At 46.4% G+C, this 26,283-nt stretch carries 28 protein-coding genes; 8 read left to right on the top strand and 20 right to left on the bottom strand.

The window, feature by feature from the left end; all coding sequences use genetic code 11:
• The first annotated feature begins 112 nt into the window (after positions 1–112).
• Together J6600_RS07340 and def are read left to right on the top strand one after the other, a co-directional pair.
• Positions 113–292: a YjcZ family sporulation protein gene (locus tag J6600_RS07340; protein ID WP_007409651.1), complete on the top strand. Its 180-nt coding sequence runs from the start codon at positions 113–115 to the stop codon at positions 290–292.
• Positions 293–404: 112 nt separating this feature from the next.
• Entirely contained in the window at positions 405–959 is a 555-nt protein-coding gene (gene def, locus J6600_RS07335; RefSeq protein ID WP_003154544.1) for a peptide deformylase, read from the top strand.
• Between the two features lie 34 nt (positions 960–993).
• On the opposite strand, the gene J6600_RS07330 is transcribed toward def, so the two are convergent.
• Complete coding sequence (locus tag J6600_RS07330) at positions 994–1,767, bottom strand: Cof-type HAD-IIB family hydrolase (protein WP_015239775.1); 774 nt, start codon at positions 1,765–1,767, stop codon at positions 994–996.
• Between the two features lie 354 nt (positions 1,768–2,121).
• On the opposite strand from J6600_RS07330, the gene J6600_RS07325 reads away from it, so the two are divergent.
• Positions 2,122–2,331, top strand: a complete 210-nt coding sequence (locus tag J6600_RS07325) for a DNA-dependent RNA polymerase subunit epsilon (RefSeq protein ID WP_003154548.1) — start codon at positions 2,122–2,124, stop codon at positions 2,329–2,331.
• A 5-nt stretch (positions 2,332–2,336) separates the two neighbouring features.
• Positions 2,337–4,004: a ribonuclease J1 gene (gene rnjA / locus J6600_RS07320; RefSeq protein WP_003154550.1), complete on the top strand. Its 1,668-nt coding sequence runs from the start codon at positions 2,337–2,339 to the stop codon at positions 4,002–4,004.
• Positions 4,005–4,037: 33 nt separating this feature from the next.
• Here the strand turns inward: rnjA and ade are convergent, their stop codons facing one another.
• The 5 genes from ade to J6600_RS07295 form a co-directional block, all read right to left on the bottom strand.
• Positions 4,038–5,771, bottom strand: a complete 1,734-nt coding sequence (gene ade / locus J6600_RS07315) for an adenine deaminase (protein ID WP_209388188.1) — start codon at positions 5,769–5,771, stop codon at positions 4,038–4,040.
• Between the two features lie 148 nt (positions 5,772–5,919).
• On the bottom strand, positions 5,920–6,585 hold the full coding sequence (gene ktrC, locus J6600_RS07310) for a Ktr system potassium transporter KtrC (RefSeq protein ID WP_100261756.1): 666 nt from the start codon (positions 6,583–6,585) through the stop codon (positions 5,920–5,922).
• A gap of 40 nt (positions 6,586–6,625) precedes the next feature.
• The gene (locus J6600_RS07305; protein ID WP_014417635.1) at positions 6,626–7,453 is read right to left on the bottom strand and encodes a gamma-glutamylcyclotransferase family protein; all 828 of its coding nucleotides are present in this window, start codon (positions 7,451–7,453) and stop codon (positions 6,626–6,628) included.
• A 1-nt stretch (position 7,454) separates the two neighbouring features.
• A complete protein-coding gene (locus J6600_RS07300; RefSeq protein WP_095271806.1) occupies positions 7,455–8,759 on the bottom strand; it encodes an ATP-binding protein in 1,305 nt (434 codons plus the stop codon).
• Between the two features lie 172 nt (positions 8,760–8,931).
• Entirely contained in the window at positions 8,932–9,216 is a 285-nt protein-coding gene (locus J6600_RS07295) for a transcriptional regulator AbhA (protein WP_024085249.1), read from the bottom strand.
• A gap of 270 nt (positions 9,217–9,486) precedes the next feature.
• On the opposite strand from J6600_RS07295, the gene mreBH reads away from it, so the two are divergent.
• From mreBH to J6600_RS07280, 3 genes are all read left to right on the top strand, one after another.
• Positions 9,487–10,494, top strand: a complete 1,008-nt coding sequence (mreBH, locus tag J6600_RS07290) for a cell shape-determining protein MreBH (RefSeq protein ID WP_014417632.1) — start codon at positions 9,487–9,489, stop codon at positions 10,492–10,494.
• A 71-nt stretch (positions 10,495–10,565) separates the two neighbouring features.
• A complete protein-coding gene (locus J6600_RS07285; RefSeq protein WP_003154559.1) occupies positions 10,566–10,700 on the top strand; it encodes a protein YkpC in 135 nt (44 codons plus the stop codon).
• Between the two features lie 100 nt (positions 10,701–10,800).
• On the top strand, positions 10,801–12,033 hold the full coding sequence (locus J6600_RS07280) for an aminopeptidase (RefSeq protein WP_007409644.1): 1,233 nt from the start codon (positions 10,801–10,803) through the stop codon (positions 12,031–12,033).
• 28 nt (positions 12,034–12,061) lie between these two features.
• Here J6600_RS07280 and J6600_RS07275 read toward each other — a convergent pair whose 3' ends face one another.
• Positions 12,062–12,970: a ketopantoate reductase family protein gene (locus J6600_RS07275; RefSeq protein WP_209388187.1), complete on the bottom strand. Its 909-nt coding sequence runs from the start codon at positions 12,968–12,970 to the stop codon at positions 12,062–12,064.
• A gap of 112 nt (positions 12,971–13,082) precedes the next feature.
• Positions 13,083–14,702, bottom strand: a complete 1,620-nt coding sequence (locus tag J6600_RS07270; protein ID WP_007409642.1) for an ABC-F family ATP-binding cassette domain-containing protein — start codon at positions 14,700–14,702, stop codon at positions 13,083–13,085.
• 162 nt (positions 14,703–14,864) lie between these two features.
• On the opposite strand from J6600_RS07270, the gene J6600_RS07265 reads away from it, so the two are divergent.
• Positions 14,865–15,134, top strand: coding sequence for a hypothetical protein (locus J6600_RS07265; protein ID WP_017417691.1), 270 nt, complete (start codon positions 14,865–14,867; stop codon positions 15,132–15,134).
• 37 nt (positions 15,135–15,171) lie between these two features.
• Here J6600_RS07265 and sipT read toward each other — a convergent pair whose 3' ends face one another.
• From sipT to J6600_RS07205, 12 genes are all read right to left on the bottom strand, one after another.
• Positions 15,172–15,753, bottom strand: a complete 582-nt coding sequence (gene sipT, locus J6600_RS07260; RefSeq protein ID WP_003154568.1) for a signal peptidase I sipT — start codon at positions 15,751–15,753, stop codon at positions 15,172–15,174.
• A gap of 130 nt (positions 15,754–15,883) precedes the next feature.
• Positions 15,884–17,788 carry a PTS fructose transporter subunit IIABC gene (locus J6600_RS07255; protein WP_205160640.1) on the bottom strand — a complete coding sequence of 635 codons (1,905 nt, stop codon included), beginning with the start codon at positions 17,786–17,788 and terminating at the stop codon, positions 15,884–15,886.
• Positions 17,789–17,802: 14 nt separating this feature from the next.
• On the bottom strand, positions 17,803–18,714 hold the full coding sequence (pfkB, locus tag J6600_RS07250) for a 1-phosphofructokinase (RefSeq protein WP_014417628.1): 912 nt from the start codon (positions 18,712–18,714) through the stop codon (positions 17,803–17,805).
• Positions 18,711–19,466, bottom strand: coding sequence for a DeoR/GlpR family DNA-binding transcription regulator (locus tag J6600_RS07245; protein WP_014417627.1), 756 nt, complete (start codon positions 19,464–19,466; stop codon positions 18,711–18,713). Before J6600_RS07245 ends, pfkB begins: the two co-directional genes overlap by 4 nt.
• A 281-nt stretch (positions 19,467–19,747) precedes the next feature.
• Positions 19,748–20,941, bottom strand: coding sequence for an ABC transporter permease (locus J6600_RS07240; protein ID WP_014417626.1), 1,194 nt, complete (start codon positions 20,939–20,941; stop codon positions 19,748–19,750).
• On the bottom strand, positions 20,938–21,630 hold the full coding sequence (locus J6600_RS07235; RefSeq protein WP_209388186.1) for an ABC transporter ATP-binding protein: 693 nt from the start codon (positions 21,628–21,630) through the stop codon (positions 20,938–20,940). The genes J6600_RS07240 and J6600_RS07235 overlap by 4 nt, the downstream gene beginning before the upstream one ends.
• Positions 21,631–22,767, bottom strand: a complete 1,137-nt coding sequence (locus J6600_RS07230) for an efflux RND transporter periplasmic adaptor subunit (RefSeq protein ID WP_061862144.1) — start codon at positions 22,765–22,767, stop codon at positions 21,631–21,633.
• A 1-nt stretch (position 22,768) separates the two neighbouring features.
• A complete protein-coding gene (gene yknW, locus J6600_RS07225; protein ID WP_014417624.1) occupies positions 22,769–23,467 on the bottom strand; it encodes a YknW family membrane protein in 699 nt (232 codons plus the stop codon).
• Between the two features lie 323 nt (positions 23,468–23,790).
• On the bottom strand, positions 23,791–24,024 hold the full coding sequence (moaD, locus tag J6600_RS07220) for a molybdopterin converting factor subunit 1 (protein ID WP_007409633.1): 234 nt from the start codon (positions 24,022–24,024) through the stop codon (positions 23,791–23,793).
• Positions 24,021–24,491 carry a molybdenum cofactor biosynthesis protein MoaE gene (locus J6600_RS07215; protein ID WP_007611116.1) on the bottom strand — a complete coding sequence of 157 codons (471 nt, stop codon included), beginning with the start codon at positions 24,489–24,491 and terminating at the stop codon, positions 24,021–24,023. Before J6600_RS07215 ends, moaD begins: the two co-directional genes overlap by 4 nt.
• Positions 24,492–25,013 (bottom strand): molybdopterin-guanine dinucleotide biosynthesis protein B, encoded by a 522-nt coding sequence (gene mobB, locus J6600_RS07210; RefSeq protein ID WP_029973679.1) that lies wholly within the window; start codon positions 25,011–25,013, stop codon positions 24,492–24,494.
• Entirely contained in the window at positions 24,974–26,266 is a 1,293-nt protein-coding gene (locus tag J6600_RS07205; RefSeq protein WP_209388185.1) for a molybdopterin molybdotransferase MoeA, read from the bottom strand. Before J6600_RS07205 ends, mobB begins: the two co-directional genes overlap by 40 nt.
• Between the last annotated feature and the right edge of the window lie 17 nt (positions 26,267–26,283).

Below are 26,283 nucleotides of genomic sequence, written 5' to 3'. Positions count from 1 at the left end.
AATTGAGAAAACAGGGCGGATGACCATACATCTTTTTGGCTTTTACATAGTTTATAGTAGACGCCGGCCCTGCTGACAGAGGGTCAGCGTAATTAAAAGAGGAGGTTTTTTTATGTACGGATATGGATTTGGCGGCGGATTTGGCGGCGGTTGTTGCGGCGGCGGATATGGTTATGGCGGCGGTTACGGTTACGGCTGCGGCGGCGGATACGGCCGCACATTCGCATTAATCGTCGTATTGTTTATCTTATTAATCATCGTCGGTGCCGCTTATTTAGGCTGCGGCTGCTGACCTTATACACCATGAACATCGGCCGGCCTGCTATGGCCGGCCAATTGTTTCGTTGCGCCGCGATAAAGAAATTCGCTATAATTTACATATTAAGCTTTAGGAGTGAAGTTTCTTGATTACTATGGAAAATATTGTACGCGACGGACATCCCGCGCTCAGAGAGATCGCTGAAGAGGTTCAGCTTCCCGCTTCTGACGAAGAAAAACAGCATCTTGCTGATATGATTGAGTTTGTGAAAAACAGCCAAAATCCTGAATTAGCCGAGAAATACAAGCTTCGTCCGGGCGTCGGTCTTGCCGCTCCGCAAACAGACGTAAAAAAACGGATGATCGCCGTCCATGCAGAAGATGCGAAAGGCACTTTATACAGCTATGCTCTTTTTAACCCTAAGATCGTCAGCCACTCAGTGGAAAAAAGCTACTTGACGAGCGGAGAAGGCTGCCTGTCGGTAGACGAACCCATTCCCGGCTATGTGCCGCGCTACGCACGCATCCGCGTAAAGGCGGTGACGCTTGAAGGAGAACAGATTGACATCCGCCTCAAAGGTTTTCCGGCCATCGTGTTTCAGCACGAAATCGATCATCTGAACGGCGTGATGTTTTACGACCATATCGACAAAGAAAATCCGTTCAAAGAACCTGAAAACGCCATTGCCATTGACCGTTAAAAATAACCGGCACTTCCCAAAGTGCCGGTTTTCTCTATTTCAAAAGGCCCAGTTCTTTGACGGCCCAGCTGATTCCTTCCTCATCCACCGGCTTTGTGACGAAATCAGCGGCAGCTTTTAATTCCGGAACCGCATTTCCCATCGCCACCCCGGTGCCGACAAAACGGATCATTTCAAGGTCATTTAGTCCGTCGCCGAATGCATAAGTGTCACTTACCCCGTACGGAAGCCGCTCAAGCACTCTTTTAATGCCTTCCGCTTTTGAACCGCCTTTCGGAAGCACATCCGTTGACAATTCATGCCAGCGGACATAATCAAACTCCGGAAAAGCGGCATATGCTTTTTCTTCATGACCGCGGCAGAATAAAAGCAGCTGATAAATTTCTTTTCCTTTATAAAATGTTTCATCAACTTCGGGATAAGGCGCTTTCAGACTGCCGATTCCTTCCGAGACGTGCGGATGTCCGGGGACGGTCGTTTTCATCGTGTCTTCCGCCATAAATACGACGGGGTGCTCCCCTTCTGCCGCCTGCTTTAATAAACGCGCAACCGCATCTTCAGGAAGCGGATTTTTATAAATGACCTCACCTTCAAATACGACATACTGGCCGTTGTATGAAATAAATGATTCAATCTCAAGCTCTTCCAGAATCGGTTTTACCATAAACGGGGACCTTCCGCTGGCGATAAAAACGTGATGGCCAGCCTCTTTAAGCGCCTTCACGGCGTTTCTTGCGCTATCGGGAATATGTTTATCATGGTCATAGATCGTGCCGTCAATATCAAAAAAAATCAATTTTGGTTTCATGTCAATTTCTCCTTTTTCCCGTTTATCAGTCGTGTCTTTTTCAATATCATCATACATAAAGTTTTTCTTCCGGAAAACCGCATTGATGAAATTCCAGTTTTACCCACGAAAACAAATTCATTTTTTCCGCATACTACTGCTATAAAGGGCTTTAAAGGAGGTATACGATGCTGCGCCGATTACGGAAGAAACTCAGAAGACAGTGGGGCGGAATGCTCCGGAAAAAAGTCATCGCGTAGAAGGGATCTTTCGGTTTTTGAAAGTCCCTTTTTTGCTCGAGACTTTCCTTATAATCCGTTTTCGAATATAATAGAATAAGCGAGTCTAACATACGGCATTTAAGGAGAGATTTGGATGATTTATAAGGTATTTTATCAAGAGAAGGCTGACGAAGTACCTGTTCGGGAAAAAACAGATTCACTTTACATTGAGGGCGTTTCAGAACGGGACGTCAGAACGAAACTGAAAGATCAGAAATACAACATTGAATTTGTTCAGCCTGTGGACGGTGCTTTTTTAGAATATGAGAAGCAGAGCGAAAATTTTAAAGTATTGGAGTTATGAGCGGAATGAAATTTGTAAAAAATGACCAGACTGCCGTTTTCGCCCTCGGCGGATTGGGCGAGATCGGGAAAAATACGTACGGGGTGCAGTTTCAGGATGAAATTGTACTGATTGATGCGGGAATCAAGTTCCCGGAAGATGAACTTCTCGGCATTGATTACGTAATCCCCGATTACACGTATTTAGTAAAAAATGAAGATAAAATTAAAGGTCTGTTTATCACCCACGGTCACGAAGACCATATCGGCGGTATTCCGTACCTGCTCAGACAAGTAAATATTCCCGTTTACGGCGGTAAACTCGCGATCGGCTTACTTCGGAATAAACTTGAAGAGCACGGGCTGTTAAGACAGACCAAATTAAACATCATCGGTGAAGACGACATCGTGAAGTTCCGCAAGACGTCTGTATCCTTCTTCAGAACGACACACAGCATTCCGGATTCATACGGAATCGTCGTCAAAACACCGCCGGGCAATATCGTACATACCGGGGACTTTAAGTTCGATTTCACACCGGTAGGCGAACCGGCAAACTTGACAAAGATGGCTGAAATCGGGAAAGAAGGCGTTCTGTGCCTGCTTTCTGACAGTACAAACAGTGAGGTTCCTGATTTCACCATGTCAGAACGCCGCGTAGGCGAAAGCATTCACGATATTTTCCGAAAAGTGGACGGCAGAATTATATTTGCGACATTCGCTTCAAATATACACCGTCTTCAGCAGGTGATTGAAGCAGCCGTTTTAAACGGCAGAAAAGTTGCCGTATTCGGACGCAGTATGGAATCGGCTATTGAAATCGGACAAAATCTCGGTTACATTACCTGTCCTAAAAATACGTTTATTGAGCATAACGAAATCAATCGTATGCCTGCCAATAAGGTAACGATTTTATGTACGGGAAGCCAAGGTGAACCGATGGCGGCGTTATCACGCATCGCTAACGGGACGCACCGGCAGATTTCCATTAATCCCGGAGATACGGTCGTCTTTTCTTCCTCTCCGATTCCCGGAAACACAATCAGCGTAAGCCGCACCATCAACCAGCTGTACCGTGCGGGCGCAGAAGTCATTCACGGTTCATTGAATGACATTCATACATCCGGACACGGCGGACAGGAAGAGCAGAAATTAATGCTCCGCCTGATCAAACCGAAGTTCTTTATGCCGATTCACGGTGAGTACAGAATGCAGAAAATGCACGTCAAACTCGCGACTGATTGCGGCATACCTGAAGAAAACTGCTTTATCATGGATAATGGCGAAGTGCTGGCCCTCAAAGGCGAAGAAGCCGCTGTGGCAGGCAAAATTCCGTCCGGCTCCGTTTACATTGACGGAAGCGGAATCGGTGATATCGGCAATATCGTGCTCCGCGACCGCCGCATTCTTTCAGAAGAAGGCCTTGTTATCGTTGTTGTCAGCATCAATATGGACGACTTTAAGGTTTCGGCGGGACCTGATTTAATCTCAAGAGGTTTTGTTTACATGAGAGAATCCGGTGATTTGATCAATGACGCGCAGCAGCTCATTTCGAACCATCTGGAGAAAGTAATGGATCGGAAAACAACGCAGTGGTCCGAAATTAAAAACGAAATTACCGATACGCTTGCTCCGTTCCTATACGAAAAAACAAAACGCCGCCCGATGATCCTTCCGATCATTATGGAGGTCTAAAAAAAAACTGCACTCATTACGAGTGCAGTTTTTTTATTGCAGCGGAATATGCTGAAAGGCTTTGACATCAAACAGACCGGCCGCTGTCATTTTAATATCCGGAATCACCGGAAGCGCTAAAAACGATAATGTGAGAAACGGATTGAAATCACCGGTGAATCCCAGCAGAGGAAGCTTTTCATGAAGCACGCCCAAGCTGTCATTGACCCATTCCGCCGACTTATCAGACAAAAGCCCGGCGATCGGAAGCGGAACGGAGTGAAGCAATTCTCCGTTTTTCACGGCTGTTAATCCTCCTCCGGTGTCACGGAGCCTGTTGATTGCTTTTGCCAAATCGGCATCGTTTGTACCGACGGCGATGATATTATGGGAATCGTGAGAAATGGTTGTGGCGATGGCGCCTTCTTTTAACCCGAACCCTTGTACAATCCCGAGCCCTATCATTTTTTCGCCGCTGTGCCGCTCTGCGACGGCGATTTTTAATAAATCATTTTCTGTATCAGGACGAAACGCGTCAGCAGACGGTGCAGGCACTTCTTTTTTTCTCGTCTCCAAATGATTCGGTATCATTTCGATTACATTCATTTTCTTGCCCTCTTGAATCGGTATATGAAAATCCGATTCAGTCAGCGGCGCTTTCAGCCGCACTGTATCCAACAGCGCCTGGTCCGGCGAATAGGAACCGGCAGACTGTTCATAAACCGTGCGTCCATTCTCGGCAACGGTCCGGCCGGCGACCATGGTCTTCGTGACGGCAGCCTCCCGTACATCTGAAATGAACAGCAGATCTGCGTCAAAACCCGGCGCTACCGCCCCTTTTGTTTCAAGACCGTAGCACTCAGCCGCATTTAAACTGGCGAGCTGATACGCAAGGAATGGATCAAGTCCCGCCTTTATCGCCATTTTGACTTGGTGGTTCACACTTCCTTCTGAAAGCAGATCATCTACATGCTTATCATCCGTGCAAAAGAAAAAGCGCCGCGCGTTTTTTTCATTCACCGCCGGCAGCACATTGAGCGTATTTTTTGCCACCGATCCTTCGCGCAGCATGACATACATTCCCCGTCTGATTCTGTCCAGCGCTTCTTCTTTTGTCGTCACTTCATGATCATTTGACACCATTGCGGTTCTATATATATTGATGATATCTGAAGAGAGTCCGGCTAAATGCCCGTCGATCCGTTTTCCGTGACGCTTGGCATCAAGCAGTTTCTGAAGCATATCCTCTTGACCTTCCGCAACAGACACATAATCCATTACTTCCGCAAGTCCGAGCACCTCTTTCTCCTGATAAAAAGGCTTTAAATCCTCGGCTTTTAATACGGCTCCTGAGCGTTCAAAGCTAGCGGCGGGAACACAGGAAGGAAGCATGAAACGGATGTTCAGCGGCGCCTTTTTCGCCTGCTCTATCATAAATGAAATGCCTTTTGCTCCGGAAACGTTCGCAATTTCGTGAGGATCAGTAATGACCGTAGTCACTCCGTGTGGGAGGACGGCTTTAGCAAATTCAATCGGAGTAACCATAGAGGACTCGATATGAACATGTCCGTCAATAAAGCCCGGAACGATCATTTGACCTTCTGCATCAATGACTTCTTCCCCTTCATATTCGCCCAGCCCGACGATCACTCCGCCCGTAATGGCGATATCTGCAGAAATCCATTCCTGGTTAAATACATCCATGATTTTTCCGTTTTTAATGACGGTATCGGCTTTTTGTCTGCCGGCTGATGCATTCAGCCGTTCAGCCAGTGTTTCTTTGTTCAAAATGAGGCCTCCTCTTTTTCTTTTTATGGTACAATATGCTATCGGATCGCCTGATCATAGTCAATAAAAATCGCAGAAAATACCGCTTACACGATAAATGTCTTATTATTCTGACATAATAAAAGACCGTCCTTTTACGGACGGCTTTTCACTTTGTGTGAAGCACTCTTTTTTCAAATCGGGAAATGTCCGTAAGAGAGCCGATAACGATGAGAATATCTTCTTTTTGGATCATCTCATTCGCAAGCGGAGATACGATCACTTCTTTTTCTCTCTTGATGGCCACGATATTAATGCCGTACTTCGCCCGGATGTCCAGATCAAGCAGTGTGTTGCCCGCAAGCCTGCTGTTGGCCACGATCTCCACAATGCTGTGTTCGTCGGACAGCTCCAAATAATCAAGCACATTATTTGATACGATGTTGTGGGCGATGCGTTTTGCCATGTCACGTTCAGGGTGGACGATGTGGTCGGCGCCGATTTTCGCAAGCACTTTCTCATGATAATCGTTCTGCGCTTTAACCGTGATCGTGTTCACGCCGAGTTCCTTTAAGATCAGCGTCGTTAAAATGCTCGCCTGTATATTTTCGCCGATTGCCACAATGACGTGGTCAAAGTTGCGCAGCCCTAAGTTTTTCAGCACCGATTCATCGGTTGAATCGCCGATGACCGCGTGTGATGCGATTTTGGCGTATTCATTTACTTTATCTTCATCAATATCCATCGCCATGACCTCAAGGCCTTCTTCACTTAATGCTTTGCAAATACTTCCGCCGAAGCGTCCGAGACCGATAACGGCAAACTCTTTTCTCATAACAGTACTCCTTTAAACAATATCTCTAATAGGAATAGTATCACATTTTCGGCAATGAGTTCATATAGCGTTTAAGCTTTTCTGAAAAGGCGGGCGATAAATACAGGTCCGCTCCGCGTTCGATTTCTTCCTGATAGTGACCCGGAGGCGCAATTTCCTCAGCTTTATCAAGAACGAGAAACGTCAGGACGCCTCTGTATACACGGCCGCCGGCACACACTTCTATGAACGCGGGACGGTATGTGTGGTTATCAACACCTTCTCTTTTGTACAGATAGGTTGCCGCTTCAAACGGGAGCTTGTACAGCACGCCTTCAGTTCGTCCCCCGTCTTCAACAAGATCGGCTCTGGAACCGTCAGGACGCCTTAACGTGAATCTCGTCGAATACCCTTCAACAACCGCCCCTCCGACCGGCTCGGCAAAAAAGTGGTCGACCCCCGCCTGTTTAAACCGGGCATTGTCCATACAGGAGCCGTAAGCGAAATAATAAACCGGACTGTCATCCTCCCGTTTCATAAAACGGTATTCTTTCCAGTCTCCGCTTTTGATACGGCTGAATGAGGCACACTGGCCGGGCTTTACGACATATGCGAAGGCGGTTTTATTCCCGGCATCCGTCGTCACGGCAACCTCTTTCCGATCAAAATCAGCATAATACGCATCCAGCTTACGGATCATCTGATGATCTGTTTCATACAATTCCCCGTACACAAAAGCTGTTTCTGCTAAAGACGCCGCAGGCTGACCTTTATCCGTTTCGTACAGCACACCGTTTATCGCGGCCTGCTCGCACACACACGGAGCGCCTTTCAGCAGTTCATGGTTTTCTTCACGCTTCCGTAACAAACCGTATACAAAAAGAAGCAAGTTATTTTTCCTCCTTTTGGACAGCAGCCGCTTCTAACGGCAGAATCACCTGAAACGTACTGCCTTCTCCATTTTTGCTCTTAATGTTAAGTTTACCATTATGCTCCTTCAGAATTCGTAAACAAATCGGAAGACCGAGACCCGTTCCCTGATCTTTTGTTGAGAAAAACGGTTTCCCGATGTTTTCAAGCTTTTCTTTCGACATGCCGTTTCCTTCATCCTGTATGCTGATCACCGCGTATTCTTCATCCCGTTTTGTATAAATATGAATATTCCCGCCGTCAGGCATCGCTTCAATCGCATTTTTAATAATATTGATAAATACCTGTTTCAACTGGTTTTCGTCACCGTTGACCATACAGGACTCAGTCTGCCTGAAATCCTTCTCAATCACAGTGTTCGACAGCACCGCGTTCGTGTCAAGAAGCGTCGCCACCTGCCTTAAAATATGGTTGAGATGATGAGCGGTAAACGTCACGGTCTGCGGCTTGGCGAGCAGAAGCAGCTCCCCCAGCACGAGATCAATCCTTTTAATCTCCGAAAAAATAATATCAAAATAATCCGTTCTTTCCGGATACTGGGCTTTCATCAGCTGGAGAAAGCCGCTGACTGACGTTAAAGGATTTCTTACTTCATGGGCGATTCCTGCCGCAAGCTCCCCGGCAATGGCCAGCTTTTGAGATTGCATGGCAAGGCGTTCGTTCGTTTCCAGAAGCTCGTCGACCGCTTTTTTCCGTTCACTGATATCAGACATCGTCCCCAGGCTTCCGACAAATTTCTGTCTGCGGTCATAATACAGCTTATAATGGACTTCTCCCCAAAAGATCGTGCCGTCTCTTTTAATATATTTGGCCGTAAACATTCCTGACGGGGACTGCTGCTTGATTTGGGAGATAATATAATCAATGATATGTTTTTCTTTTATAAAATAATCATTATACATCGTGCCCATACATTCGCTGATGGAGTGGCCCGTAATCGCCGTCCAGGCTTGATTCAAATATGTAATATTCCCTTGTGCATCCGTCTGAAAAACGATTTCCTGCAGATTGTCCATGATCCGGTTTTTCTCATCTGAAAGCGCCTTTGCTTTCTGCTCGCTGTCCTTCAGCTCCGCCAGCAGCTGCTTTTTATTGTCCACATAATAAGCCAGCAGCCAGACGCCGATTAATGTGACGGCGGTAAAGGTGATGTCAACTGGCCAGTTAATCGGATTCCGTTCAATCATATAAAATAAATAATCCCAAAACATAATAAAAATCATTGCCAAGATTAAGGAAATGATACGCGCTTGATATTTTCCCATTGTCCCACCTGCCGCTAGCATTTCTACATATATTGTAACATTGTTGACTGCATTATTGACTAAAAAATGATAACTATTCCCAATTAATTGAGCAGGTTCGCTTACTTTTCCCGTGAGTTTTTGCACAAGTTCATAATAAAAGGACGGAATGATGCTCCGCCCTTTTTGCTGATTATGATCTATCTTTTAACGCTTCCTCGATTTCCTCAAGCAGCATTTTCGCTCCTTCAGGACTTAAAATAATTTTGCCGTTGCCGTACTCCTGATTTTCGGAGGTAATTTCCCCCGTCATTAAGCAAATGCCGTGCGGCTTGTATTTTTTTAAGACAATTTTGTCTCCGTCAACGAAAAATTCAATACTATCTTTAATAGCGATATCCAATGCTCTTCTCAATTCAATCGGCATGACAATACGCCCGAGTTCGTCTACTTTTCTTACTACACCAATTGATTTCATAGAAATCCCCTACTTCCTTTAATGTCTCTTCTTTATGTCCAAGGAAAATCCTTCATAAACGTAGACGAAAGGAACGGAGCAAAAGTTTCTCAGCATCCGGAACTGAATGTTTTTTTACAGAAGAAAATCCTTTTGAAATATGGGATACAGACTTTCCCTCCTTTTTTACAAAAACATTTCATTCCCGGCGGAAACCCCCAAAAATCGTGGTTTTTCTCAGAAACTTTAAATGTAGAATCAATTAAATCAGGATAGGGATTGGGTGAAAACATGTTTCAATCAACTGAGATCGGAATCGACTTAGGAACCGCTAATATACTTGTTTACAGTAAAAATAAAGGAATTATTTTAAACGAACCTTCCGTTGTCGCTGTAGATACAACAACGAAAGCGGTGCTTGCCATCGGAACGGATGCCAAAAGCATGATCGGAAAGACGCCGGGGAAAATCGTCGCCGTACGGCCGATGAAAGACGGTGTCATTGCTGATTATGATATGACAACTGACTTATTAAAACACATTATGAAAAAAGCCGGAAAAAAAATCGGAATGACTTTCCGCAAACCGAATGTCGTCGTCTGCACGCCTTCAGGCTCAACAGCCGTTGAACGCCGCGCCATCAGTGACGCTGTCAAAAACTGCGGAGCGAAAAACGTTCACTTGATTGAAGAACCCGTAGCCGCTGCAATCGGGGCCGACCTCCCTGTTGACGAGCCGGTCGCAAACGTCGTCGTAGATATCGGCGGCGGTACGACTGAAGTCGCCATCATCTCATTCGGGGGCGTCGTATCCTGCCATTCGATCAGAATCGGCGGCGACCAGCTTGATGAAGATATCGCCTCGTTCGTCAGAAAAAAATACAACCTGCTGATCGGGGAACGTACAGCAGAACAAGTGAAAATGGAAATCGGTTTTGCATTGATTGAACATGTGCCGGAAACGATGGAAATCCGCGGCCGTGACCTTGTAACCGGTCTGCCGAAGACAATCAGACTGCAGTCTAATGAAATTCAGCACGCGATGCGTGAGTCGCTCTTACATATTCTTGAAGCGATCAGAGCGACACTTGAAGATTGTCCGCCGGAGCTCAGCGGTGATATTGTTGACCGCGGCGTCGTGTTAACCGGCGGAGGCTCCCTTTTAAACGGGATGAAAGAATGGCTGACAGAAGAAATCGTCGTTCCCGTTCATTTGGCGGCAAATCCGCTTGAATCAGTGGCTATCGGCACGGGGCGTTCATTAGACGTCATCGACAAGCTGCAAAAAGCGATTAAATAATAAGATTGTGCTTCTTTTTTCTCCGGCCGGCTCATATTGTGAGAACTGGAGAAACATTAAGGAGGAAGCATATGCTTAGAGATGTGGGAAGACGCGTAGCAGTAGCCGTCATTTTAAGCGGAATTATTTTGGGGGGGATGAGCATTTCACTGGCCAATATGCCCCATTCTCCGGCCGGCGGCGCCGTAAAACTGAATCACCCGTAAAGACGCAGCAAAAGCTGTGTCTTTTTCGTTTGTGCTCCTTTCTTTCCTTTATGAGGCGATATTTGATATGATGAGAAAAACCGATGAGGAGGAATGAACGATGAGTTCGTTTACTGAAAAGTTACATACATATGCTCAGCTGGCGGTAGAAGTCGGCGTCAATGTCCAAAAAGGACAGCATGTCGTAATCAATGCCTCAACTGATGTTAGGGAACTTGTCAGACTGCTTGCCAAACATTCTTATGAAAAAGGCGCAAAAAACGTCACCGTAAATTGGCAGGACGATGAACTGTCCAGATTAAAATACGAGATGGCACCGTTTGAAGCGTTTGAAGAGTATCCTGAATGGGAAGCAAAAGGAAAAGAAGAGCTCGCGAAAAAAGGGGCTGCGTTTATTTCTGTCGTCTCATCCGACCCCGACCTGTTAAAAGGCACTGACGGCAAACGGATTGCAGCGTTCCAAAAAGCCGCCGGAAAAGCATTGCATACATACAGACAATATATTCAATCAGATAAGGTCAGCTGGACGGTGATCGGAGCGGCTTCAACAGGCTGGGCGAAAAAAGTGTTCCCGGATCAGCCGGAAGAAACAGCCGTTCAGCTTTTATGGGAAGAAATTTTCAAAACGACCCGAGTAAATGAAGAAAACCCTGTGGAAGCATGGAAAAAACATGATCAAAATCTTCATGAAAAAGTGGAACACCTGAACAAAAAACATTACAGCGCCCTGCATTATCAGGCTGAAGGAACAGACCTAACCATTGAACTGCCGAAAAAACATGTATGGGCAGGCGCGGGAAGCGTGAATGAAAGCGGGCACGAATTCATGGCCAACATGCCGACAGAAGAGGTTTTCACCCTTCCGCAGCGTGACGGGGTGAACGGCACGGTTTCCAGCACGAAACCGCTGAGCTACGGCGGCAACATTATTGATAACTTCACTCTTACCTTTGAAAACGGCCGCATTGTCGATGTGAAAGCTGAAAAAGGCGAGGAGATTTTAAAAGGCATCGTCGAAACCGATGAAGGCTCACACTATCTCGGAGAAGTGGCCTTAGTGCCGTACGATTCACCGATTTCACAATCAAATATTTTATTTTACAACACACTGTACGATGAAAACGCCTCTAACCACTTGGCGATCGGCAGTGCGTATGCCTTTAATATTGAGGGCGGCAAACAAATGACACGGGAAGAGCTTGTCAAAGAGGGCTTAAATGAAAGCATTACACACGTAGATTTTATGGTCGGTTCCAAAGATATGAATATCGACGGCATTACGGCGGACGGCAAAAGAGAACCGATCTTCAGAAACGGAAACTGGGCATTTTAATAAAAAAGGAGGCGATCAGGCCTCCTTTTTATTTCGCTTCATACATTTGCAAGTTGGCGCAGACGGTTTCCAAAACAGGTGTATCAACTGACAAGCCTTTCGCTTTCTCAAGCAAAAATCCGTGTAAATGATCACCTTCCGTCACCCTGCCCTTTTCCATATCTCTCAGCATCGACGATTTCATATCGTAAGACATGCTTGTCAATGTGCGATAACTCTCTTCTTCCAGACCAGGATCTTTCGGGATGCCGGCAGCCTTGAAAATGGCTCCGATTTCAGCAAAGAGGCGCTTTGCCGTGTTGCGGCCGCCTTCTGTTTCTAAAATCGGTCCGACCGGCTGTTGAAACAGAGTGGTCACTCCCGCCTGCGCGGCAATAAACATATATTTTTTCCAAATGTCCTTTTCAATATCCCGGCTGATGATGACATCCGCTTTCACACCTGCAAATGCGTTTTCCAGCTCGTTCATACGTTCTGTGCGTTCCCCGTTCCATTCACCGAAAACAAAGCGGTGGGCAGCGCTCGTATGAAGAATTTCCCCTTTGTCGTTAAGGGCGCTCTCAATAAAGCAGAGGCCGCCCAGCACCTGCCGTTTTGAAAAAGCTTCAAACAGCTGGTTATAGTGCCTGTATCCGTTTAAAAAAGGAATAATGACCGACGAAGGTTTGACAAACGGTTTGACATCCCGAATGACGTCCTGCAAAGAATACGCTTTTGAAGCGATAATAACGGCGTCAAATGCTCCTTCTTCGCCCGCCATCATTAATTTCGGCTTGATTGAAACATCACCTTTTGCACTTTTGACGGTCAAACCCGTTTCTTGTAATTGTTCCGCCCGTTTCTTGCGGACGAGAAACGTAACGTCATTTCCCTTTTCTGCAAGACGCGCGCCGATATATCCGCCCACTCCTCCAGCTCCGACAATTAAAAACTTCATGATGCATTCCTCCGTCTCTTTTCAAGTTATGTATTCATTTATTGTAACGGGAAGTCAGAAGATTGAAAACTTTTTTCATAAATAAAAAAGCAGAGTCTCCCCTGCTTCTTTATTACGCGTATAGCTCTTCAAGCTTTTTCTGTACATCCGCGTTTTCAAGAAATTCGTCATAAGACATTTGTTTGTCAACAATGCCTTTAGGCGTTAATTCAATGATGCGGTTGGCAATTGTCTGTACAAACTGATGGTCATGAGATGAAAACAGCATAGCGCCTTTAAAGCTGATTAAGCCGTTGTTAAGCGCCGTAATGGATTCCAAATCTAAGTGGTTTGTCGGTTCATCCAGAATTAAAATATTCGCGCCGGAAAGCATCGCTTTTGAAAGCATGCAGCGCACTTTTTCTCCTCCGGAAAGAACGTTTGATTTTTTGTTGACTTCTTCTCCTGAGAACAGCATGCGTCCTAAGAAACCGCGCAGAAAACTTTCGCTTTGGTCATGCGGCGAGTATTGGCGGAGCCAGTCAACAAGGTTCGCATCGCTGCCGTCAAAATACTCGCTGTTGTCTTTAGGGAAGTACGCCTGAGAAGTGGTCACGCCCCATTTAAATGTGCCGCTGTCTGCTTCCATTTCCCCGGAAATGATTTTAAACAATGTCGTAACGGCAAGTTCGTTGCGGCCCGTAAAAGCGATTTTATCTTCTCTGTTCATAATAAAGCTGACGTTATCAAGCACTTTTACCCCGTCAATCGTTTTTGTTAAGCCTTCAACCCGCAGCACGTCATTTCCGATCTCGCGTTCCGGCGTGAAATTGACATAAGGATAACGGCGTGATGACGGTTTGATATCATCAAGCGTGATTTTATCAAGGAGTTTCTTTCTTGATGTCGCCTGCTTTGATTTAGAAGCGTTGGCGCTGAATCTGGCCACGAACTCCTGAAGCTGTTTAATCTGCTCTTCTTTTTTCTTGTTGGCTTCCTGAGAAAGCTTTAAAGCAAGCTGGCTGGATTCATACCAGAAATCATAGTTGCCGACGTACACTTGAATTTTATTAAAATCAAGATCGGCGATGTGCGTGCACACTTTATTTAAAAAGTGACGGTCATGGGATACGACGATGACTGTGTTCTCAAAGTTGATTAAAAACTCTTCCAGCCACTGAATCGCTTTCAGATCCAAGTGGTTGGTCGGTTCATCAAGCAGCAGAACGTCCGGCTTGCCGAACAGCGCCTGTGCCAAAAGCACTTTCACCTTTTCTGAACCGCCTAAGTCCGCCATTTTCTTCGTATGCAGGTCTTCAGAGATGCCCAGGCCCTTTAACAAAATAGCGGCTTCACTTTCAGCTTCCCATCCGTTTAATTCCGCAAACTCTCCTTCAAGCTCAGCGGCGCGGATGCCGTCTTCATCTGAAAAATCAGGCTTCATATAAATCGCGTCTTTTTCCTGCATAACTTCGTATAAACGTTTATGTCCCATAATGACGACTTTCAGCACTTCGAAGTCTTCATATTCAAAGTGGTTCTGCTTCAGAATGGCAAGACGTTCACCCGGGCTCATATGGACATCGCCGGTCTGCGGCTCCAGCTCACCGGATAAAATTTTCAAAAATGTTGATTTTCCGGCACCGTTTGCGCCTATTAATCCGTAGCAGTTGCCCGGCGTAAATTTAATATTGACATCTTCAAATAACTTGCGATCCGCAAAACGCAAGCTCACATTATTTACAGCAATCATTTAGAATCCTCCATCGTGTCTATCATCATTAAAAGTATACCATGAATAAAGGGGAAGAGAAATGTTTCCCTGCGAATATACGGGTTTGAAAAGATGCAGGCGTCAAACCCGGAGCGCTGTGATACAATAGATATATATACATATTCATCACGGAGGAACAAGTTGAAGCTTTTAACACTCACAGAATACTGTCTTATGATTTTCTTCACCGGGGTTTTTCTGGCCGTCACAGGCTTTACGGCCCGTGACATCGGCTTGTACATCGGAATCGCCCTCATTTATACGTTTTCGCATCTCTTTTCAAAACGGATGCTTGAAAAACGCGGCAAAGAGAAGAAGCAGGTGAATCTTTTTTTCAGCGTTCTGGCCATTGTCGGATCAGTGCTGGCCACGGTATTGTTCATTGCCGTCGCCGCCTCGTTTGCCAAATAAAAAACGCCTGCTGTCCAAATCGGGCAGCGCGGCGTTTTTATTTTGTCTGACGCATATCATGAAACGGGAAGAACACAAACTTCGAGGTGCCGACGATCCGGTTTTCGGCAATTAAACCGAGTCCGTTCCGGCTGTCCATTGAGTTCAGCCGATTGTCACCCATGACGAAGTATTTGCCTTTCGGAACCTTTACGGGGCCGAAATCTCCCGTCAGGTTGACTCCCAGTTTTTTCGCTTCTTTTTTATTGCTCGCGAGGTACGGTTCTGCGATTTTTTTGCCGTTTATATAAAGCGTGTCATTTTTCATTTCCACCGTTTCTCCCGGTTTTCCGATGAGCCGCTTTACATAATGGACTTTCGATGTATCGCCGTTAATAATGACGATGTCCCCCCGCTCGATTTCTCCGATATAATTGACGCTTTTGTTGACAAACAGCCTTTCACCGTCATGTAATGTCGGGTACATTGATGATCCTTCCACTAAGTACGGTTCGAACAGGAAATGGCGGATTAACAGCGCAAGTGCGACCGCTATAATGATGGCCTTTCCCCATTCCCAATATGTGTTGGATTTTCTTTTTACCGATTTTTCAGAAGTAGGTTTTTGTTCTTCAGTCAACGTGGTTCCTCCTAGACGATCACTGTTTCAGTTCATGTACCATCTTTACTTTATCATAACTCATCACAAAATACATAACGCTTCTATGCGTACATGATTGAAAAAAGCGCCCGTAAAGGACGCTTTTTGCTTATTTCTCTACAACCGGTTTTTTGACGATTCCCAAGATAACAGCCGTTACAATCGCTCCGATCACGATGCTCATTAAGTAAAGCAGCGGATGGTTCGTAATGAATGCAACGAATATTCCTCCGTGCGGTGCAGGAAGCGTTACACGGAAAAACTCTGTCAACCCGCCAGCTACCGCAGAACCGACAACGGCTGCAGGGATGACGCGAAGCGGATCAGCCGCTGCAAACGGGATGGCGCCTTCTGTAACGAAAGCTGCTCCCATGAAGTAGCACGTAATACCGGCTTCACGGTCACGTTTAGAGAATTTGTGTTTAAAGAATGTTGTCGCCAGTGCGATTCCAAGCGGCGGAGCCATTCCGCCCGCCATGATGGCCGCATGCGGCGCATAGTTTCCGGCATCGATCATCGCAATTCCGAATGTGAACGCCGCTTTATTGAGCGGGCCGCCCATGTCGATAGCCATCATACCGCCTAAAATAATACCCATTAAAACAAGGTTTCCAGTTCCAAGGCTTTCAAGCCAATTTGTTAAGAAATTCATGAACGCTGCTACAGGTGTGTTAATGACAAATTGCATCAGAACTCCTGTGATAAAAATACCGAGCAGCGGATAAATCAATACAGGTTTTAATCCGTCAAGAGTCTGAGGAATAAAGACAAACAGCTTTTTCAGCAGGATTACGACATAACCGGCTAAGAATCCGGCAATCAGTCCGCCCAAGAATCCGGCATTCGCCTGCGTGGCCATAAATCCGCCGACCATACCCGGCGCAAATCCCGGACGGTCCGCAATACTCATTGCGATGAATCCGGCAAGAACTGCAACAATCAGCTTTAACGCATTATCGCTGCCGATAAAGTTCAGTGCTGCAGCAAACGTGTTGTATGTCGGGTCTTTCGGATCAGCTGAATGAATGCCCCAGAAGAATGAAATCGCAACGAGAATTCCGCCGCCGACGACAAAAGGCAGCATGTTGCTGACACCGCTCATTAAGTGTTTATAGAAAGTGCTTCCGATGCTTGTTCCTGATTTCTCTTTCGGGCCGTCTTCATTTGAAGCGGAAGATCCTCCGCCGCTGCCCTCGTAAATCGGCGCATCTTGGTTAACGGCTTTTTCAATCAGCTCCTGAGGACGTCTGATACCGGCCGTTACAGGCACTTGAAGAACATGTTTGCCTTTAAAGCGTTCCATTTCAACCTGTTTATCAGCCGCCACGATGATCGCAGGCGCGTCTTCAATTTCTTGAGCCGTCAGCTTATGTTTGATACCGCTTGAGCCGTTTGTCTCGACTTTAATGTCAACGCCGAGCTCTTTCGCTTTTTCCTTCAGTGCGTCAGCTGCCATGAACGTATGGGCGATACCTGTCGGACATGCCGTAACGGCAAGGATTTTGCCTTTTCCTGACGGCGCTGCCTGTTCTTCCTGCTCTTCTTCTTCCTCATCGTCATCTTTGTCATGCTGATTGATGATGTCAATGATCGCATCTTCTGATTCAGCTTCAAGAAGCTGTTTGCGGATTTCCTCACGCATAAGAAGCGTTGAAAGTCTTGATAATGCCTCAAGGTGCGTATTATTCGCTCCTTCGGTTGCCGCAATCATAAAGACCAGGTGTGCCGGCTGACCGTCTAATGATTCATAATCCACACCATCTTTTGAACGGCCGAATGCGATGGCCGGGTTAATGACGCTCGCCGTCTTCGCATGAGGAATGGCAATGCCTTCGCCGATTCCCGTCGAGCTTTGGCTTTCACGATTTAAAATGGCTGCTTTGTAAGCCTCTCTGTCATTTAATCTGCCGGCTTTGTCAAGCACTGTCACCATTTCATCGATAACGTTTTCTTTCTCTTTACTTTCTATATTGAGATGAATTGTATCTCTTGTTAACAGCTCAGTTATCTTCACTTTTCTTTCCTCCTCTATAGACGTGTGACTTTAACTTCAGGAAGAAGCTGCTGTACAAACTCTTCAGTTCCGAGTTCTTCAGAAAATGCCGTCGCGCTTCCGGAAGCAACTCCTAAACGGAACGCATCTTCCAAAGGCAGCTGTTTTGAAATTCCCGCAAGGAATCCCGCGACGACGGAATCACCCGCGCCTACCGAATTGACAAGCTTTCCTTTAGGAACATTGGCGAGGAAAACCGCCTCTTTCGTAAATAAAAGCGCACCGTCTCCAGCCATCGAAACAATCGCGTGTTCAGCGCCTTGTTCAATTAATTTTTTACCGTAAGGAACGGCAGCTTCGGCTGAATCAATGACCGTATTGAACATTTCCCCAAGCTCATGATGATTCGGCTTCATCAAAAACGGTTTCATTTCTGTCGCTTTCATCAGCGCTTCACCGGAGATGTCCACCACTACCCGGGCATTCTGCTTTCTGCATGCCTCAGCAATTTTTTCATACGTGTTATGCGGCAGGGAAGAAGGAATGCTTCCCGCTAAAACGATGATGTCTCCCTCTTCCAGAGCGGAGAACTGTTCTAAAAAGGCATTGAACACTTCATCTGAAATCGTCGGGCCCTGTCCGTTAATTTCCGTTTCATCGCCCGTTTTCAGTTTTACATTTATACGCGTGTCTTCATCTACCTCAGAAAAAGCCGTTTCCAGACCTTCCTGCTGCAAAAATGACGTGATATAATTTCCGGTAAATCCGCCGACAAACCCCAATGCTTTTGACGGCACATGGTGTCTTTTCAGTAATCTCGAAACGTTGATGCCTTTTCCGCCGGGATACTTCGTGTCATAGCTGGAACGGTTTAAACCGCCTACGGCAAAATCTTCAACGTGAACGATATAGTCAACAGACGGATTGAGGGTTACAGTGTAAATCATGGTTTCACTACCTTTACGACAGTTTTTTCTTGGTAATTATCGAATGCAAGTTCTTCAGCTTCAGTGGTAATGATAGCGGCATCGCCCAAGGCGGCGAACGCTGCGAAAGAAATCTCGCCGAATTTAGAAGGATCGGCTAAAACATACGCATTTTTCGCCTGTCTCACAGCCTTTGTCTTCAGAAGAGCCTCATCCGGATCGGGTGTTGTAAAGCCGGCTTCAATGTGCACGCCGTTCACCCCGAGAAAGCTTTTGTCAAAACGGTACTGGCTGACCGCCGTTAATGAGGCGCCGCCGATCATCGCACCTGTTCTATGCTTCACATATCCTCCGAGAAGATAAAAAGGAATCCCTTTCCTTATTAAAGCGTCGATATGCATAACTCCGTTTGTGACAACCACAATGTCCTTTGTATGATCTATAAAATCAATCATGTGCAATGTAGTTGTTCCCGCATCGAGGTAAATACAGTCACCTTCTTCTAATAAAGATGCCGCTTCTTCTGCGATCTTCAGTTTATCTTGAAGGTTTTTGGAGGATTTTTCAAGCATATCGGGTTCTTGCCTGCTGTTGGAAAGTTTAGACGCCCCGCCGTGAACGCGCTTTAAAAACCCGCGCTCTTCAAGTGTTGATAAATCTCTTCTGATCGTTGATTCAGAAGCGTTTGTCATGCTTATCAGCTCTTGAATCTTCACCACATCTCGCTTTTCAATCTGATCCATAATCAGCTGATACCTTTCAGGAGTAAGCATATTCCGCCTCCTTTGAAAACGTATTCATTTCGGCTGCAAGATAATTGTAAACGCTTTTTTTACTTCAAGCAACTAAAATCACTCAAATTCATTCAATAACTATCAAAATCTTTCACATTTGTTCATATTAACGTATGTACATAGGGTTTGTAAACTGTAAATTCGACAAAAAGGGGGACAATTGTATGACATTTTCTTTTTATCATAAATGAAAAAAGTCTATTATATTCATTCAATCATTAAAACACAAAAAACCCCATGCAGACTGCATGGGGCGCAGGTTATTCATACCTTAATGCTTCAATCGGATCTAAGCGTGATGCTTTGTTGGCGGGCAGCATGCCGAAAATGACACCGATCAGCATACTGAACAGCACACCGATACAAACCACCTGCCAGGAAACGAGCGACGGCCAGCCTGCGATAAGGGAAACGAGTGATGCTCCCCCGTAGCCGAGACCGATTCCGATTAAGCCGCCGATTAATGTAAGCACAACAGATTCAATTAAGAATTGTGTCAGAATCTGTCCTCTCGTGGCACCGAGCGATTTGCGGATGCCGATTTCTCTTGTCCGTTCCGTCACTGATACGAGCATAATATTCATGACCCCGATCCCGCCGACAATGAGAGAAATACCGGCGATCGAACCGATGATCGTCGTCATGACGGTCGTGACCTGACCGATGCCCGCCGCGATTTCTTCCATATTCATGACTTGATAGGCCTCTTTTGTACCGTGATTGTCATTTAAGAGACGTGCCGCTTCTTTTCCTGTTGTTTTGATTTGATCAGCGGACTCCGTCTGAACGGAAACGTTGCTGTAGTCGTTAGTACCGAAAGACGTTTTCAGCATGTTGAACGGCACATACATTTCACTGAGTCCTAACGATAAAAAACCGCTCTCTTCTTTCAGTACGCCGATTACTTCAACGGGCTGTCCGCCGGCCCAGACGATTTTTCCGAGCGGAGACGTTTTCCCGAACAGCTTTTCAGCCATTTTTTTCGAGATGATTCCCGCTCTTTTCCCGGAAAGAAAATCATTGTCCGTAAATGTCCGTCCATCTTGAACGTCCAGCTTTTTTACGTCCATGTAGCCGCTGTTAATGCCGTTCAGCGTAATATCCGTGTCTTCTTCATGGTAACGGGCCGTCATGGATTTTACCGCGGAAGCGACAACCTGCTTTACGCCGTCCACTCCTTTTAATCCATTAATATCTTCTTCTGTAAAACTCGCTTCCTGTAAGGCGTTCGGATTGGCTGTTAATTCTTCATCACTCGGAAGGTAAAACAATTCAATCGTATTGCCCGGCCCGCTGATGGATTGCTTCAGCATTTGCTCTCCGCCCTGGCCGACAGCCACAACCACGATTACTGAACCGACGCCGATAATGATTCCGAGCATTGTCAGGATCGATCTCAGCTTGTGAGCTCTTACGGAACTGAGGGCCATCCGGAGATTTTCTAACAGGCTCATTCCCCCACTCTCCTCTGCTCAGCATCGCGGGAAACGATCATGCCGTCACGGACGAAAATCACTCTGTTTGTACAGTCCGCCACTTCAGGCTCATGAGTCACAAGCACCACGGTCACGCCCTCTGCATTAAGCTCTGTGAACTGCTCCATAATGGATATGCTTGTTTTCGTATCCAGCGCGCCGGTCGGTTCATCAGCTAAAATGAGCTTCGGTTCGTTCACGATGGCTCTTGCAATCGCGACACGCTGCTTCTGGCCGCCTGACAGCTCATTCGGCATGTGACGCATCCGATCCGCCAAACCGACTTTTTCCAGCGCATGCTCAGCCCGTTCCTCACTCTCTTTTTTGCCGATACCGGCGTAGATCATAGGGAGTTCGACATTTTTTCTTGCATTCAATCGCGGCAGCAGCTGAAATTGCTGAAAGACAAATCCGATTGATTTGTTCCGGACCGCCGCAAGCTCTTTTTCGGTACATGAAGAAACATCTTCGCCCGCAAGCCTGTAACTGCCGGACGTCGGTCTGTCCAGACAGCCGATGATATTCATGATCGTAGATTTCCCCGATCCCGACGGTCCCATAATTGACACATATTCTCCTTCTTCAATCGTCAGGTCGATTGAACGGAGAACATCAAACGTCTCCTTGCCGATCTGATAGCTTTTTTTCACCTTTGAAAGCTGAATCATCTATGCTTTCACATCCGTTCCGTCAGTCAAACCGTCAGCCGGATTCAGAATGACTTTATCATCCTTTGAAAGCCCCTCTTTTATCTCCGTAAGCTGATTTGCGGTATCGCCGACTTTAACTTTCACGCGTTTGGCCTTCCCGTCTTTTACCGTAAAGACCCAGTGCTCATCTCCGTCTTTTTTGACCGCGGAGGACGGCAGCGTATCGGCTTTCCGTTTGTCGGTTTCAATGTTCATAATTAATTTAAACCCCGGCTTGCCCTCCGGAAGGTTTCCGATCAGCTTAACCTGAAACGGATACTGCACAGCCTGTTCCGTGCTTTCCCCCGAAGCAGCGCTTGACTTTTGATCAGGAACGAGGCCGACAGCCGCCACTCTCCCTTTCCACGTTTTACCGGGGATGGCGTCTGAGGTAATCGTAACGCTTTGGCCCTTTTTCACTTTCAGCGTGTCGTATTCGGACAAATTGCCGGCAACGATCAGGTGTTCCGGGTCTCCTATATGTATAACCGGTTCTTGAATATCCGATTTTTTAGAAGCCGCTTCTTGATTTACCGAGATTACCGTCCCGTCCATCTCACTCTTAACATTGAGATTCGCCACTTGATTTTCAAGAGACTGCTTTTGCAAATCAGATTGCTTTAATTCGATTTCCGCCGTTTTTTGCTGAAGCTGCAGATCAGTCCGTTCGGATTCAATTTGTTTTTTGGCTTCCGTTTCTCCAACTTGTTTTGCCAGATCTTGTTCCTTGCTGTTTAATGCTCTGAGTTTTTCTTCAACTTGTTCGATTTGCATCCGTTTTGATTGTTCTGTCAACTCATTTTGTTCTTTATCAAGATTGAGCTGCTCATTTGTATACGTGACTAACGACGACCCTTTTTTTACTTTGTCGCCTTCTTTTACTTTCACTTTATCAAGAGTTCCTTTATCCGCTTCATAAAAAACATACTGTTCTTTAGAGAATTTAAGTGTTCCCGGAACCATGACCGTAGAGGAGATTTCTCTGTTTTCCATGGTTCCGGTTTCGATTTTTTTCCCGGCGCTGCCGCCCGCGGGAGCGGCAGACTTATAAATATTGATACCGATGAATACTGCAACAATTACGGCGATGCCGATTCCGATCCAAATTTTTTTCATGTTATACACCTGCTGTCACTGAACTTAACAGTCCTCCGACTGCCGAAACCAAAAGCATAATAACAAACAGGACAATCGCGGAAGTCCAGGCCGCTTTTTTCGAAATGCCGCCTGTATAGCGAAGACCCAAAGCGAGCAGAATATAGCTCCAGATGCTGAAAATGTCGAACGCGCTTAAAAAGACCGCGACGCCGTCTCCGGCCGGTATGATACTCGCCAAAGATGTAACGGCGTGCAGGGAGCCCGCTCCGGTAAAATAAGTGACAAGACCGTTAATGACTAAGCCGATATTGGTAATAAATGCCGTGAACAGGCTGAGTGAGAGCATTTTTTTATAAGTTGTTACGCCGCCTGAAATTTTGACGCACAGCCAGTAAATGAGCGGAACGATAAACAGAGCGATAATGCCCCCGAAGATTCCTCCGAACATCGAGCCGAATTTAGCAATGGTTTTGGTCATTTCAATCTGATCATCCGACAATCCGTCAAGAGATGTGCTGTTCAGCACTTCTTCATAATTCATCCCCAGTCCGCGCAAAATACTGCCGGCCGCGATGAGAATGATGACAATCAGGAGAGGAATGCCGATGACCGGCTTTTCTTTTAATCTTTTAAACTGCACAACAGGACTTGTAATGACGCCGAAAATTGACGGCTTTTCCGTTACTGCCGTATTGCTTTTTTCCAGGTTTGGTTCCATATTGCTGATGCCTCCTATGTATTATTCTGTTTATACGTACGCTTTAGGCTGAGAGAAGTTTCAATTTTTTTGCCGTTTGCGTATTTATGCTAAATTGTAACACAAATTCTCAGCTTTACGTTCCATAATTATGTAAAAAAAAGTATTGTCAGACCGGTATGACGGGAGGCTCAAAGCCTTGTGAAGGCACTGTCTTCAGCCTATTCATCTAATCAAAACCGTCTCAATCACAAATTCCTTTAAATCCCATTTAGATATTCTCTGGAATTCAGCTCCTATATACAAAAAAGCCGGATGGCAATGATGCTCATCCGGCTCTTTTTTCACCCTCCGCTTACAGGAGGGATAAAGGCAATGGTATCACCTTCTGTTACGATGCTGTTGTCTTTTACATATGTTTCATTGATTGCGATCATGGCATTGTCAATCGTCTGAAGTCCGTACCGTTCCTTTAACAGTGTTTTTACAGCAGACGCCGCCGTCTCTTTTTCGTCAAGTTCAATGACCGGTGTTCCCGCCTGCTCCGCAAGCCCGGCAAACAATAGTACTTTAATCATCGCGATTCCCCTTTATCCAAATCCGGTTTTCCGTTCGGATAGGGCGTTGTTTCCAGCTGATCGCCTATCCATTCTTCGCCGTCTTCCCAGATTTCTTTTTTCCATATCGGCACAATCTGTTTTATCCGTTCAATTGCATATTCATTCGCCTCATATGCCGCCTTTCTGTGCGGTGAAGACACGGCGATTACGACCGCTGCTTCTCCGATATCAAGGACGCCGACACGGTGAGTGATTGCAGCTTCGGCTCCTTCCCATTTCGCACTGATTTCATCGCCGATTTGAGAAAGCATTTGAACAGCCATCGGTTCATACGCTTCATATTCGAGCCGTACCGTCCGCCGTCCTGCAGTCCACTCTCTGACCGTGCCGATAAACGTTGTGATGGCGCCGGCTTCACGCTTTTCAACTTTTTTTACGATATTTTCCGCAATGATAGGTTCCCTTGTAATTTGAAAACGTTCCATTTATGCAGATTCCCCTTTCAGCTGCGAAAGCACAAACATAATGGCAGCCGGATCATCCGCATGGAATACGGGCATGCCTGCATCTGCCGGCATATGCTCCATATTTCTGCTGATAACCGCGATCACGCGCTCCAAATGTTTGAGCTTTTGCCAATCTTCGCTGTCTTTGATCATAATGATTTTCGGATGCGGCGCATGTTTAAATCCCTCTATGAGAAGACCGTCAATTCCCAGACATTCATACAGACTGATCAAACCCGCCAGATCCCATTTTTTTCGCGCCGTAAGCTGCAGGACGCCGTCCCCTTCTACTGCCGTAACCGCGGCTCCGGCTTTTGAAAAACGCTCCGAGTCCTTTCCGTCAGAAAAAGGTTCCGGTTCTCCGCCATGTCCGTGATGTTTTAAACATCCAATATCGCACTCTTTCGGCGCCGCTTTCAGCACACGTTCAATAAACGTTGTTTTACCGCTGTTTTGAAAACCTACGATCTGGACGATCGGGAAAGAATTGACCACGGCCATTCACTTCCATTCTCATCACGGATGAGGAGCACGTGAACCGTCCGTCCCGCTTCATACCCCCTCGTTCCTCCCGGCAGAAGGATAAACGCGTTTGCTTCGGCTAGAGATGTGACTGAGCTTGATTTGTCGAGACCGACCGGTGACGCCATCATCTTTCCGTCCTTATGATAAACAAATGCTCTCACAAATCTCGTAAACGGATTCGGTTTCGGAAAGTCGTTTGTTAACACGGCTTCCGCCCATCCGGAATGAGGTTTTTCATTCAGAAGCCACGTCTGAATCATCGGTTTGACAAACAGGGTGAATCCGACATAACATGCGGACGGATTGCCTGAAAGGCCGAACAGCAGCATGTCATCGGCCCGGGCGACAGTTGTCACGCTCCCCGGGCGCATTGCCACTTTGTTAAAAAGAACTTCCGCTCCGAGCTTATTATAAATGTCTGGAAGAAAATCAAAATCGCCGACTGACACGCCGCCGGTCGTGATCAGAAAATCAACTTTTTTCATAGCTTCCTTCACCGCAGCATAGCTGTCATCAAAATCATCGGAAATTTTCCCTAAGTTCAGCGGTACCGCGCCCGCTTCAATGACCTGGGTATACACCATGGCAGCGTTGCTGTTGCGGATTTTCCCCGGCTCAAGCGGATCGCTGACATGAAGAAGCTCGGTTCCCGTTGCGATAATGCCGACAACCGGCTTTCTGACCACGGGAACGGAAGCATAGCCGAAGGTTGCTAAAAGAGCGGTTACGCCCGGCGTGATTTTCGTCCCTTTTTTTAATAGCGAGCTGCCCTTTTTCGCATCTTCTCCTTGATATGAAATATTATCACCCGCATGAAAAGGGCGTTTCACTGACATGTAATTCGTCCCGTTTTCAGAAAACGTTTTTGTCAGTTCAAGCATCACTACGGCATCCGCGCCTTTTGGAATCTGCGCCCCCGTCATAATGCGGACCGCTTCATAAGGCCCGAGTTCTTTTTCTGACACGGCGCCGGCTCCGATATGGTCAATGACTTCAAAGGTGACGGCATTGTCACGGGAAGCCGTTTTTGAATCGCTCGCCCTGATGGCAAACCCGTCATACGGGGAACGGTTAAAGGCCGGCACATCATGATCCGCCTTAACATCCTCCGCCAAATAGCGGTGGAGACTGTCCTCAAGCGCCACCCATTCGGTATCCCCCTGTTTTTTATACCGGCTCACCCGGCGGACTGCTTCGTCCACCTGAATCGGCGTTCTTTTTTCAAGCATAGCAATATCTCCCCTTC

Source organism: Bacillus sp. LJBV19 (assembly GCF_017797845.1).
Classification (GTDB): Bacteria; Bacillota; Bacilli; order Bacillales; family Bacillaceae; genus Bacillus; species Bacillus velezensis.
Note: the sequence above shows the minus strand (reverse complement) of the source record. Positions and strands in the feature narration are given on the sequence as shown.